General features: G+C 43.4%; 13 protein-coding genes and 1 pseudogene. 11 read left to right on the top strand and 3 right to left on the bottom strand.

Annotated elements, in window-relative coordinates; all coding sequences use genetic code 11:
* Positions 1-243: 243 nt before the first annotated feature.
* The 6 genes from gltS (at position 244) to ACLD71_RS11595 (ending at position 3,828) form a co-directional block, all read left to right on the top strand.
* Complete coding sequence (gltS, locus tag ACLD71_RS11620; RefSeq protein ID WP_201798686.1) at positions 244-1,473, top strand: sodium/glutamate symporter; 1,230 nt, start codon at positions 244-246, stop codon at positions 1,471-1,473.
* A gap of 182 nt (positions 1,474-1,655) precedes the next feature.
* Positions 1,656-1,964, top strand: coding sequence for a hypothetical protein (locus ACLD71_RS11615; RefSeq protein WP_137671985.1), 309 nt, complete (start codon positions 1,656-1,658; stop codon positions 1,962-1,964).
* 112 nt (positions 1,965-2,076) lie between these two features.
* Complete coding sequence (locus ACLD71_RS11610) at positions 2,077-2,508, top strand: DUF3429 domain-containing protein (protein ID WP_411990801.1); 432 nt, start codon at positions 2,077-2,079, stop codon at positions 2,506-2,508.
* A 12-nt stretch (positions 2,509-2,520) separates the two neighbouring features.
* A complete protein-coding gene (locus tag ACLD71_RS11605) occupies positions 2,521-2,922 on the top strand; it encodes a thiol-disulfide oxidoreductase DCC family protein (RefSeq protein WP_137671987.1) in 402 nt (133 codons plus the stop codon).
* A 28-nt stretch (positions 2,923-2,950) separates the two neighbouring features.
* Entirely contained in the window at positions 2,951-3,205 is a 255-nt protein-coding gene (locus tag ACLD71_RS11600) for a DUF3081 family protein (protein ID WP_137671988.1), read from the top strand.
* Positions 3,206-3,336: 131 nt separating this feature from the next.
* The gene (locus ACLD71_RS11595) at positions 3,337-3,828 is read left to right on the top strand and encodes a DUF962 domain-containing protein (RefSeq protein ID WP_411990800.1); all 492 of its coding nucleotides are present in this window, start codon (positions 3,337-3,339) and stop codon (positions 3,826-3,828) included.
* Between the two features lie 234 nt (positions 3,829-4,062).
* On the opposite strand, the gene ACLD71_RS11590 is transcribed toward ACLD71_RS11595, so the two are convergent.
* The 3 genes from ACLD71_RS11590 to ACLD71_RS11580 all read right to left on the bottom strand — a co-directional run bounded on the left by ACLD71_RS11590 (position 4,063) and on the right by ACLD71_RS11580 (position 7,714).
* On the bottom strand, positions 4,063-5,631 hold the full coding sequence (locus ACLD71_RS11590; protein ID WP_137671990.1) for a polysaccharide lyase family 7 protein: 1,569 nt from the start codon (positions 5,629-5,631) through the stop codon (positions 4,063-4,065).
* An 891-nt stretch (positions 5,632-6,522) separates the two neighbouring features.
* Positions 6,523-6,702, bottom strand: a complete 180-nt coding sequence (locus ACLD71_RS11585; RefSeq protein ID WP_411990799.1) for a hypothetical protein — start codon at positions 6,700-6,702, stop codon at positions 6,523-6,525.
* Between the two features lie 91 nt (positions 6,703-6,793).
* A complete protein-coding gene (locus tag ACLD71_RS11580) occupies positions 6,794-7,714 on the bottom strand; it encodes a hypothetical protein (RefSeq protein ID WP_235836151.1) in 921 nt (306 codons plus the stop codon).
* 137 nt (positions 7,715-7,851) lie between these two features.
* Here ACLD71_RS11580 and ACLD71_RS11575 point away from each other — a divergent pair.
* From ACLD71_RS11575 to ACLD71_RS11555, 5 genes and pseudogenes are all read left to right on the top strand, one after another.
* Positions 7,852-8,052, top strand: a pseudogene (locus ACLD71_RS11575) (VF530 family DNA-binding protein); the annotation flags it as partial.
* A gap of 120 nt (positions 8,053-8,172) precedes the next feature.
* Positions 8,173-9,108, top strand: a complete 936-nt coding sequence (yegS, locus tag ACLD71_RS11570) for a lipid kinase YegS (RefSeq protein ID WP_137671993.1) — start codon at positions 8,173-8,175, stop codon at positions 9,106-9,108.
* 46 nt (positions 9,109-9,154) lie between these two features.
* On the top strand, positions 9,155-9,841 hold the full coding sequence (locus ACLD71_RS11565) for a hypothetical protein (RefSeq protein WP_411990798.1): 687 nt from the start codon (positions 9,155-9,157) through the stop codon (positions 9,839-9,841).
* 235 nt (positions 9,842-10,076) lie between these two features.
* Entirely contained in the window at positions 10,077-10,700 is a 624-nt protein-coding gene (locus ACLD71_RS11560) for an NAD(P)H-dependent oxidoreductase (protein WP_411990797.1), read from the top strand.
* On the top strand, positions 10,697-12,640 hold the full coding sequence (locus ACLD71_RS11555) for a monovalent cation:proton antiporter-2 (CPA2) family protein (RefSeq protein WP_137671996.1): 1,944 nt from the start codon (positions 10,697-10,699) through the stop codon (positions 12,638-12,640). The genes ACLD71_RS11560 and ACLD71_RS11555 overlap by 4 nt, the downstream gene beginning before the upstream one ends.
* Positions 12,641-12,774: the final 134 nt, after the last annotated feature.

The following is a 12,774-nucleotide window of genomic DNA, read 5'->3' as shown; positions in this document are numbered from 1 at the left end:
AACAAGCTCTGCTGAATAATTTTATTTCCTTAGGCTTTTCTCCAAGCAACAAACCTCACCTAAGCCCCATGGCCTGCTGCGTTTACATACCTTGGTTTACTCTGATTAGAACTATCTCTACACTAAATAGCGAAATATTTTCAGCATTCACTGCAACTATTTCGCCACTTATCACCCTAAGTAGGATGGATCTTACTCAGCAAGCCCAGCTTGCTTAATAACATTTAGCTAATAGGAAATTGTATGGGCATTGAGTTCAATGACGGAGTTTTAGTATTTGACTCCTTTTTTACCGCCACCATCGGCATATTGGTGTTGTTTATTGGCCGACGAATTAACAGAGCGGTTAATTTTTTAAGAGAGTTCAGTATTCCTGAACCCGTTACCGGAGGCATTTTGTTCTCGGTAATCATTGGTCTTATTTACGCCCTCACCTCAGTAGAGATTGAGTTCACCTTAATCGCTCGCGATATTTTGCTGGTCTACTTCTTCACCACCATTGGAATCAACTCCAGTTTAAAAGATTTGCTAAAAGGTGGGATGCCCTTAGTGATTTTACTCGGCATTACCATCGGTTACATGATTCTTCAAAATCTCACCGGTATCACTGTGGCGAAAATTTTCGGTCTAGACTCTGCCGTGGGCCTCTTAGGCGGAAGTGTATCGTTAATTGGTGGACACGGTACGGCCATTGCGTGGGCACCACGAATTGCCGAAGATTTTGGCGTAACAAACGCCATGGAAATTGGTATTGCCAGTGCAACCTTCGGGCTAATACTTGCCAGCTTAATGGGTGGCCCAATTGCTCAATTCTTAGTGAACCGACATAACCTAAGCCCTAAAAAAGATGAGCCGCTAGACGTTGGAGTGGCAGAAGAGAACAAAGATAAAGGGATCACTGGTTTTGACTTTTTAGATGCCATTTTAGCGATTCACATCTGTGTCATTTTAGGCTTCATACTGAATGAAATCATTGCCAACGTGGGCTTACAGCTACCGCTATTTGTAACCTGTTTATTTGCCGGTATTGTAATGACCAACTTGGTACCGTCTTCGCTACCGCGTATAACGGGTACCCAATGGCCAACCCGCAAACCCGCCATTGCATTAATTGCCGATATTTCCCTAGGTACTTTTTTAGCGATGTCGCTAATGAGCATGCAATTGTGGACGCTAATTGATTTAGCGGGTCCTATTTTTGCCATCCTAAGCGCCCAGTTTGTGATTGCCATTCTAGTGAACATTTTCATCGTATTCCCAGCAATGGGCAAAAGCTACGACGCCGCAGTAATTTGTTCAGGCTTTGGTGGTATATCGCTAGGCTCTACACCTACTGCAATGGCAAATATGTCAGCGGTATCGCAGCGCTATGGTAACTCACACCTCGCCTTTATTATTGTGCCTTTGGTCTGTGCCTTCTTCATTGATTTGGTGAATGCCTTATTGATTCCATTCTTCTTAGCTAACTTCTAGCATTACTCAGAGGGGATGCATTTACTGCATTCCCTCTAAATAGTAAGCCTCTGTTTTATCTCGTCATTTACAGCAAAAAAAACAAACTGACATAAATACTTATAAAAAAAAGACTGTTACATCTGCTATACCTTAACTATTCAACTGACTAAAAAACACTCAGCATTTAGGAGGCGATTGCAATGACTATGATCAGCGCTAAACAGTTTTCAGAATGGTTATGCGACCGTTTCGCCGAAGACAAAAAAGGGGTTTGTTTGTCGCGAGAAGACATTAACCACCTTACTGGCCGCCAAAGCTTTTCACTGGGTTTTGTGCACGATATTCACTATGAACTCATGCCTCGTGGTATGGCGTTTGTTACCGACACTAGCCGTGAAACCTTTTATTTGGTTCCCATTCAGAAACGCAATTGGCGTGATCACCTAGAAAAACAATACGAGCGAGAGCTATTTTGCAATGTACTACCCTTGGATAAATCGGGTACCTAAGGCTTTACTTAGTTGTAACCATATACCCCACTAAGCTTGCACCTTTAACAAGGTCGATCCAAATGCCTGCTTACTACGTTTAATAAAGTAGTAAATCGTTAAGGACGGTATTTTGGACAAACTACAGCGCACAATCACTTTTTTAGGATACGCAGGGTTAAGTGTTTTCATCGCTTTATGTTTGGCCACACTAATGCAAATAAAGTTGTTCACACACAGCCCTCAGCAATTGTTTGTTGGATATAGCGCAGTCATCTTAAGCTTTCTTTGTGGAAGCTTGTGGGCGCAAGCATTAAACGGCGAAAGCCATAGCAGTAAACAACTAATTATTAGCAACCTACTGAGTGTACTCAGCTTTGTATGTTTAATGCTAAATTCCACCAGCAGTGCACTCATTTTACTGGCCGGTGCTTATATAGTTATTTATTACCGTGAATGGCATAGCCATCCTCCTAGCCGCTTAAGTCCGTCTTACCAACGTTTACGCTTAATTTTAACCTGCGTAGTGGTGAGCACTCACCTACTAATACTTGCCTACCAATAAACCGGAGTACTTATGCAATTACGAATTTTTTATGATGGCCAATGCCCTTTATGTGCAGAAGAAATGCGTCAACTTAAGTTTTTTGATCACCGAGAGCTAATAGAATTACAAGACATCAACCAAGCTGAGTTTACCGACAAATTTCCACACATAAACCGAACAGAAGCCAGCGATATACTACATGCAGAAACCGAAACAGGAACATTGTTACTAGGCTTAGATGTTACCGCTCAAGCTTGGGGGCTGGTGAATCAAAAGCCATGGATACAACTGCTACGCACCCCGCTATTACGTGGAGTATCTGACAAAGCCTATTTGGTGTTTGCTAAAAATCGCTTCAAAATATCACGTTTGTTAACTGGCAAAGCCCGTTGCGATGAACAAAGTTGTGGCGTAGGTAAGCAGTTTGACTAAACCATGCTAAACATTTTAGGAGAAAGTGATGCAACGCGTTGTTGATGTAAACCTAGCGCTTCGAGTATATGAAAAAATTACCCGCTTAGGCATAAAGCAGGGTGAAGGCTACCTGTATCAAGGTTTACAGGCTAGCTCCGATTGGGATGGTTACACCATTGTGCTCAGTAACCAACAATTGGATCTTAGTGTATTTTTTCACAATAAATACCAGTTTTCGGTGCATGACGATAAAGCGATAGATAGCTTTATAAAACAACTCAAACACCTCGACCAAGGCTAATTATTTGGCCACGGTATACGCTTCTCCATTGCCACATGAGATCTTGATCTCAAGTTCTAGTCTTCGGCTAACTGGTCAGAGCTGCAACTGTTATGGTAACAAACTGTTAACACTTAGCAGGATGCCAAGTTATGCCAAAACCCGTGCAGCAATGGTTTAATGAATATGCCGTGAGCCATAAAAACCCTACCAACAAAGCCATTCACTGGTTTATGGTGCCTGCCATCTATTTCAGTATTGTTGGCCTTTTATGGTCTCTGCCTTTATCAGCATTTGTCAGTGATCAACAACTTTCCCCTTGGATAAATGTCGCCAGCCTTTTAGCTCTACCTATTCATTGGTTTTACTTACGCTTATCCAAAGCACTCGCGTTGGCGATGGCTTTATTCACCCTGTCGTGTTTTCTGTTATGCGATTTGATCAGTACATTGAGCCCAATTCCTCTTTGGCAATGCAGTATCTGGATATTTGTAGTGGCCTGGATTGGTCAGTTTATTGGCCATAAAATTGAAGGGGAAAAGCCCTCATTTTTTGAAGACATTCAATACTTACTGATTGGCCCTTTATGGTTAATGGGCTTTGTCTTTGATTACTTAAACATTGAATATAAAGCAAAAAAATAAACGACAACTGCAGCTTAGTCTACCTACTCGTTAATACTTATTGCTCCACCGAGTTCTGAGCGGCTTGCTGGAATAGCTTGTTCCTTGGTTGCAGCTGAATGAGAAAGAGGAGGAAAGAACAAGCCCACTTAACGAAGAAGAGTGATTAAGAATGCCGCTAGATTTAAAATCCTAATAAAGAAAAACCCCGCTCTGAGCGGGGTTCTTTTTTACAAACAGAGTGATAACTAAAGCTTATTTCTCTGTGTATGTATCATGAGAGGCTTCAAGCTTGTAGAAGGTAGCTTGAGCGTAATCGTCTAAGTCACCAGAGATGTTTTGATTGTAAACACCAGCTTTAAAGTACATGTACTTGCCGCCAACATCGTAGCCACTGTCACTCATGTCAACTACCTGAACGGCGTCTTCTTTGCCTTCACGCATAACACTAACTGTCATCATGTTGCCAACCACTTCAATACGGTAGCTGAAGATCTCACCTAGAGCGATACCATCCTCACCAACCTCAGCTGTCAAGCCACCCACTAGCGGATAAAAATCCTCTTTTGTGGCATCTTGGCTTTCATGTGCAAAGTAAACAGCACCTGTTGCTTGGTTTGGCAGTTTACGGTAGTACAAACGAATTGGCTCATCGTTTTGGTCGTGGATTTGACCAATGATAAAGCGACCTACTTCATTGGCTTTACCGGTAGTCGTAGCGTGGTCAATTTTCAGGGTTGCTTCTAAAACGCCATCAATACCGCCAGCCGCTTTTAAGTCTGCTTCAGGAGCACTTGAGAATACCCAGTTGTTTTTGTTCACACCTTTAGTGCTATGTGACATGTTACCGCGACGTAGCATCTCACGAAGCTCGGTACGAGCATACTTGGTGTTTTTAGAGGTACGAACACCTTTCACGTAAGACTTAAATACTAGGCCACCATCATCAGCGGTGTAGAAAATCTCGGGGTGTTGGTAACCGTTTGCTAAGTTCCATTCAGACACGTCGTCTGGACGTTCATTTTTATCATGGTCAAAAGGCTGAGATAGGTACCAATATGACAAATCAAAGTTTTCGCTCGGTGCATTACCTGCTAGAGGGGTTGCTGGCAAGCTTGGTGTTGGCGGAAGCTCACTACGCGAACAATTTACCGTAGTATCACAAGGGTATACTGCTGGCTCACCAAAATCACCTGAACGAAGGTTTTTACGCGATTCTTTATACGCTTTCTCTGCCGCTTTCATTTCGGCAATCATTGATGCTTCAGCAGCAACAACTGCTGACGTAATGATGTGGCTTGAAGGACAAGCATTAATGTCACAGTTCACGGCAGCTAGCTCAGTAACACTGTTCCAACCATTTTTAGTATTGCCGTGCCCAACGTATTTTACGTAACGTGCATTTACCGCAGGCTCAAACTGAAAGCGCTCTAGACCAAGGGCTTTACCCGAACTCATTTGGCTTTCGAGTACAGTAGTCCAGTTTTCACCATCAACACTCATTTGGATATCAAATTTAGACTGGCGCTGGTTACCTTTACTAAATGCAGCTTGAACGGCATCAAACTCTTGAACAGAACCAAAGTCCAACATTGCCCATTCACCGTCACCCGCTGAAGACCAACGCGTTGTAAGATCTTGGTCCAATAAACGGTCAGGGCCGTTACCATCGTGGCTACTTGCTGTAACTGCTACTGGCGTTAATAAAGCTTCACCCGTTTCCTTGTTATTAACGAACTCATTAACAGGATCAGAGGTTGATGTACAACCTACAGCTAAAAAAACAGACGTTGCTAACAAGCTTTTAAGATAGATATGTTTCATTTACCCATTCACCTAATGTTGTATAAATCGATAATGCATTTTGTAGTACAAAACCAATTTAGCGCTGTGTATTGATGTGGAAATAACAGCTATATCCTTTTCCACATTATCTAAAACCCTATACAATAGTGTTTTCAAACTCTAACGAACACCAATTGTAATATAATTTAATAATACAAATGTGACTGGGTATTGATAAATGCGATTAAGGTCTAATACCGTCGTCCGAATAGTGATCAATGTTCAAAAAATACAGCTTACATCGAAGCTTTTCTTAAAATGCTCATGCTTAAACTACCAATAGATACCAGCCTTTATATCGAAGGTGATGCCCTATTAATGTCCAAACTAAAGATAAAATAAGCGTATTGTCAGCCTTAGCGACAAAATTTTTACCTCAATGAATAGTGTGGTTGATAGGATTCTCAATCTTTGTACAAACTGTGTCGCTCCATTCTTTTCGGCGCCATAATTCGCAAGCTAAACGCTTCAATAATGGCAAGGCTCGCCATCTTGAGTATTGGTCTAGGTCAACATTCCAAAGCACTCGAACGCGCTTGCAGCTCCCTACCCAAGTAATTTGACTAGCGCTTAATTAATCTTCTAACCATGGTGTTGAGTCAATACAGCTTGGAATGCCGCCGGTACATTAGGTTTATCCAAGCTCTTAGCGCTTGCTATGCTCAAGTTTACTTTAAGCGGCTTTTTGCTCTGTAATGTCATCACACACTAAGCTCGATTCCATTTTAGTCATGCACTGGGATGACTTTTATGATGATGGAGTACTTCAACCTGTTGAACACATATAGAGGGGGGAGCTATGGGAAGGTATTCAATATGGCACATTGAATAAAAAGCAAAAAAATAAGCCGCTACTGCGGCTTAGTCTACTTACACTTTAATGTTTATTGTTTCGCCTAGTCCCGATCGGCTCGCTGGCGCGGCCTCAGGAACATCAGCTGCGGCAACTAATTCTTGTACAGCTTTACCGTCTTGCTCTTGTTGGCTTTTAGCCAACTTGGCTGAAATCACTTCCATTGATTGAGAAGTGCTTGCACCATTGATTTCCATTCTACCTCCTGATTCCTGGTAATCGCTTCTGTAGCGGCTTTATTGAGAATAACTTTAGCTTTCTCGACCACAAAAGATCTTTTTTATGCTGCTACTCTTCACAAGTTTCGGTCGTCAGCTGGTGTTCACCAGCATCCTCACCTTCGGCAATAATAAAGTCGCTAAGTAATTGATAACAAATCGCTTGGCCCTGTTTATCAATGGATTTTATGGTGATCAAACCACTGTTACCAGAACGGCGGTTACTCCATTGCTCTTTCGCATCCTGCTTGGGGGCTTTCATCAATTTTTTCATCGCCTTGGCGTACTGTTCTCGGTCGGTTTCAGTGAGGCTGTCGGCATTTTTGAAGCCCAAACGCTCAGTGGTGTTTTCACCTATTTTACCAATGAGATTAAATGGCGAAGTAAGAATGCCGCCTACAAAGCCTGATACCAAACCACGGCTTGCTTCTTTTCCGGCTTCTTCAGCCTTACCTACTAGCTCATCGGCACTGGCGATCATCTCTGGTATCTCTACTCGTAAGGCTTCACTTTCAGCCAAAATAAGCGGTACTTGAGGCACCACTTTAGCTATTTGTTGGTTAGTGCCTCTCACCGTTGTATTAGTGTCATCAACTCGCTTTAATACTGCGGGTAGTTCACCACGCCACGCATCCGATTCAGCCAATATTGGCTCTATTGCTTGGCTAATCGTGGTCACTTCATCAATGATTATGGGCAACTGTTGGTTAATAACATCAATACGCTCTAGTACTTCTGGAATCAACGCTTGGTAACCAGCGCTTTGCTCAATGATTTGTGGAATGAAAGTTTTAAGCTCGGCGACCTCTGCCACTATCGGGTCTACTCGTTGTGCTGTAGCGTCTACTTTTTCCAACAACATGGGTAACTGCTCACGAAACTGGCGTAACTCTAAAGTAAAAAAAACAATCGCCGCAGCCAAAGCAAACAAACCAATACTTGTTAGTATTCGCACTAAACGAAGCAAACCTTCCATAAAACATCTGTCCATCGTAAAAAATCCACTTCCAGCTTACCCTATAAAACCCGTTTAAGGGTGAGCCTATTAAGTAAAACTTTGTCGTTTTACTTTTCCCGCCATAAATAGGAGCTGTTACAATAAGCAAGAATTTACTATTGGCTACCAGCATGACCCAAGAAAACAACCCTCTGCACGGCAAAACCCTTGAAAGCATTCTAAAAGAACTGGTCGATTTTTATGGCTGGGACGAATTAGGCGCGCGGATCAATGTTCGCTGCTTTACTCACGACCCAAGCATTAAATCTAGCCTGAAATTTTTGCGTAAAACTCAATGGGCCCGCGATAAAGTAGAAAACTTATACTTGCGAATGAAAGGGCAAGCGTAAACAGATTGTTTGTTCACAAATCGCCGACAATACTAGCAACATTTGCGCAGGCTACTTATAGTAGAAGTAACCACTAAGATGTTGATTAAATAAGGGCTATTTGTGGAACTTAGACTAATACTCAACGGCAAGAAAGCACACCTTCCAGATATTCGTGAGGCAGTCTCTCAGCTGCGCCAGCAAGGGCACAACATTCAAGTGAGAGTCACCTGGGAAGGTGGCGACGTAGAGCGGCTAGTCGCCGAAGCACACCAACAAGGTTGGAACTCGCCAGAGAAAAAACTAATGATTGGCGGCGGTGATGGCTCGGTACAAGAAGTGGTATCAGCCTTAATGCTCTATCCTGCAGAGCAGCGCCCTAGCCTAGCCATTTTGCCCCTCGGTACCGCCAATGACTTTGCTACCGCTTGCCAGATTCCTACTAATCCTTTAAATGCCATCACCTTTGCCTTGGAACATTCTGCGCAAATGGTGGATGTAATAAGCGCTAAAGATTTAGAGAATCAACAACAGTACTATTTTATGAACGTACTCACCGCCGGTTTTGGCGCACAAATCACCGCCGAAACACCGGTAGAGCTAAAAAACTTTTTAGGTGGTGGCGCTTATACCCTCTCTGGAATAGTACAAGCCTTGAACTTTAAGCCTTATGTGGGAGAACTTAGTAGCCCTGATAAAAACTTTAACGGTGGTTTAATCATTGGTGCGCTTTGTAATGGCAAGCAGGCCGGCGGCGGTCAAATACTGGGGCCAAATGCTTACTTAAACGACGGTTTGATGGACATATGCATTGTGCGGGATTTCCCCGCTACCGCCTTAAGCCAAGTACTGCAAGAAGCCGCTGCTTTTGGCAATGGCGACATCCAAAACGGCGAGTATATTGTGACTTGGCAAACTCCTTGGTTAGAGACTAAATCAGAACAGTTTATACCCACAAACTTAGACGGCGAACCGCATAAGTTTAATCATGCCCGTTTTGAAGTTGTACCAAATGCGCTGCCGCTAATCATTGCACAAAACAGCCCATGTTTATGCTGAATAAACTCCATCGCCTTTGGGCTGTTTTCACTGTTAGGCTTACACCATGAGAAAGAACGTTGTTATTAGTTGGTCATCAGGTAAAGACTCTACGCTCACTCTTTTGCGGCTGCTTAAAGACCCAACATATAAGGTTACCGCCTTATACACCACACATGTGAAAAACGACGTTCCATTTCAAGCAACCCCTTTAAACGTTGTGCAAATGCAAGCAGACCTTATCGGTTTGCCTCTCATCACCATAGAACTTCCAGAGGTTTTTCCCAGTAATCACATTTACCAAAGTACCGTGATTAATGGGCTGAAAAAATCGGGTGTTGCGATAGATGCAATCGCCTTTGGAGACATGTTTTGTAACGGTATTGTTGATTATCGAAGAAGTTATATAGAACCCGCAGGATGGGAATGTGTTTTCCCCTTGTTAGGCGAAGCTTCAGAATCACTGGCTGCAGATATTCTTAGTAGCGGTATTAAGACATTTTTAATCACTGTTGATAGTGAACGCTTACCAAGAGAATACTGTGGCCGAGAATACAACAAGGAACTGCTTAGTGAACTGCCACCAGATATTGACCCTTGTGGTGAAAATGGAGAGTTTCATACCTTAGTGGTGCAAGCGCCTTACTTTAACGGACAAATAAACTTAGAGCTGTTACATGTAGAGCATCTGCAACGTTTCAGCCATCAAAGATACAAGGCGACTTCGGTAACCAACACCAGTAAATCAAACTAAGTGCACAACTAAGCACCATGACTAAAGAAGGTATCAACTAGCGCTATTTGCGGCACTATTTACGCACAATACGCTGCCCATGAAAAAACCGATGTAAATGTCTGCTATAACTCACTATGGTGAGTATTGTTACTCAGGCCTTGGTTTGTTGCAGCTTTGTCAATCGTTCGCAAATATACCAATATTAGAAGCCGTTTTAACGCTGCCCTTTATCTAGGCTTAAAAGGAATTATCAATGCCCCAGCAAAATCAAAAAGTATTAGTGTTATTTGCTCACCCCTCGCAAGACCGCTCAGAAATAAATCGGCCTATGTTTAAGCTAGCTAGCAACATTGCAGGAGTAACAGCGGTAGATTTATACCGCGAGTACCCTACTTTTCGCATTAATGTAGATAAAGAACAACAGCGCTTATTGGAACACGACATAGTGATTATGCAGTTCCCTTTATATTGGTATTCTACTCCCGCTATTTTAAAAGAATGGCAAGACTTAGTACTGGAATATGGCTTTGCTTATGGGCACGACGGCAACATGCTACATGGCAAAAGTTTACTCTGTGCCATCACCGCTGGCGGTGCCGAAAACGCCTACTGCGATAAAGGCTATAACCACTTCACTATTCGCGAACTATTACACCCGCTAGAACAAACCGCATCACTAATTGGCATGCGTTACTTAGCGCCCTTTGCGTTATTTGCCTCGCGAACTGCTGCAGAAGAGCAACGAGTGGGTGTTCATCTAAATAATTGGAAAAAGCTATTGGTTAATCTTGTTGAAAACAAGGTGGATTTAGAACTGGCCAGCCGCTTAGACAAGCTCACTCAGCTTCCTAATAACTTGTTCAAGGAGGCCTTATGACCGGTTATTTTCTACAAGCCTTTGTCTATCTTATTGCTGCTGTATTAGCGGTTCCTTTAGCTAAAAAACTCGGTTTGGGCTCGGTGCTGGGTTATTTAATTGCTGGTGTCATTATTGGGCCAGTAATCGGTTTAGTTGGCACCGAAACCGCCACCATTCAGCACTTTGCAGAGTTTGGTGTGGTGATGATGCTGTTTGTGGTGGGACTAGAATTAGAACCCCGCATGTTATGGGATATGCGCCACAAGCTCATTGGTTTAGGCGGTCTGCAAGTATCGTTAACTACCATTGTGGTGATGGGTATCGCCCTAGCCTTTGATTTACAGTGGACCATTGCGCTCGCCATTGGCCTAATCTTTTCGCTGTCTTCTACCGCAATTGTGCTGCAAACCTTTAATGAAAAAGGCCTAAATAAAACTGATGGCGGCCGTTCGTCGTTTTCGGTGTTGCTGTTCCAAGATATCGCCGTAATTCCCATGCTGGCGCTTATTCCGCTGCTCGCATTACCAGAGTTAATTGAAAAAGCCGAGCAACTGGGCCAAGCCGCTGCCGAACATGGTGACAGCTTAAATCTAGTGGCTCACCTCCCCGGTTGGGCCTATGCCCTGGTGGTTGTGCTAGCCATTGCAGCCTTAGTGATAGGCGGCCATTATCTTAGTCGCCCCCTGTTTCGTTATGTAGCAAGCTCTGGCCTGCGTGAGATCTTCACTGCCGCTACTTTAATGCTGGTAATTGGCATAGCAGCGTTAATGGGCTTGATTGGTTTATCGCCGGCATTAGGCGCGTTTTTGGCTGGGGTAGTATTGGCCAACAGTGAGTTTAGGCACGAGTTAGAATCCACCATCGAGCCCTTTAAAGGGCTGCTGTTGGGGCTATTTTTTATCACCGTTGGCGCAGGCGTAGATTTTGGGGTACTACAAGTTCATTGGCCTAAAGTTATCGCCATGGCCTTAGCGGTTATGCTAATTAAAGCCTCAGTACTGTTTGTACTGGCCATCATCTTTAAAATTAAAAACAGCGACCGTTGGTTGTTTGCACTTAGTTTGGCGCAAGCGGGTGAATTTGGCTTCGTATTACTTAGCTATACCGTCCAAAACCACGTTATCCCTCAAGACATTGCGCAAATACTGTCTTTGGTTGTGGCCTTCTCCATGTTCTTAACCCCTAGCCTGTTTATTCTTTACGACAAAGTGATATTGCCGCGTTACGAAGAAGCCGAGAACCATCAAGAACCCGATGAAATTGACGAAAAAGGCACGGTAATCATTGCCGGTATTGGTCGTTTTGGGCAAATTGTAAACCGCTTCCTAGTGGCCAATGGCATAAAAACCGTGGTGCTCGACCACCAAGTTGCTCAAGTAGAATTGATGCGCAAAATTAACATCAAAAGCTACTTTGGAGACGCCACACAACCCGAGTTATTGCACACTGCAGGCATTGAAGAAGCCAAGCTCATGGTAGTCACCATTGATGATAAAGAGCGGGTAAGAGACATTGTTAAGTACGTAAAACATAACTTTCCACATGTGCGCTTAATGGTACGTGCCTTTGACCGTGGCCACGCTTACGAGCTTCGTAGCTTAGGAGCAGACCACATTATTACCGAAGCCTACTACTCGGCGCTGGAGATGGGCGGTCGAGCACTGTCTGAACTAGGCTTTCATCCGTTTAAGGCTGAACAGCTTAAAAATGCTTTCGACCAAATTGAAAAAGACAACAAAGAGAAGCTTTATCAAACTTGGCTGGCGAGCAGCGAAGATAACCGCTTTAGTAATGACTATCGCGATCTGTTTTTGCAACTAGAAGATCTGTTAGGCAAAGCCATGAACAAAGACCGAAGTGACGGCCACTCTCTAACCGATAGAGGCTGGACGCCACCGCCTAAAAACTATTTAGACGATTTTGAGCAAGACCAGCCAAAGGCTGATGATAAACCTTAAACTTAGGTTTTAATGAACTAACAAACAGGCCAAAGTATTGGCCTGTTTTTGTTTTCATACCCTGTTTCGGCCGCCCTGAATAAGTTGAACCCCGCAGCCCACTCAGGTTTAATGTGGCCAAATAAGCAATAATA

Origin of the sequence: Agarivorans sp. DSG3-1, assembly GCF_046774965.1 — a bacterium.
Taxonomy (GTDB): Bacteria; Pseudomonadota; Gammaproteobacteria; order Enterobacterales; family Celerinatantimonadaceae; genus Agarivorans.
Note: the sequence above shows the minus strand (reverse complement) of the source record. Positions and strands in the feature narration are given on the sequence as shown.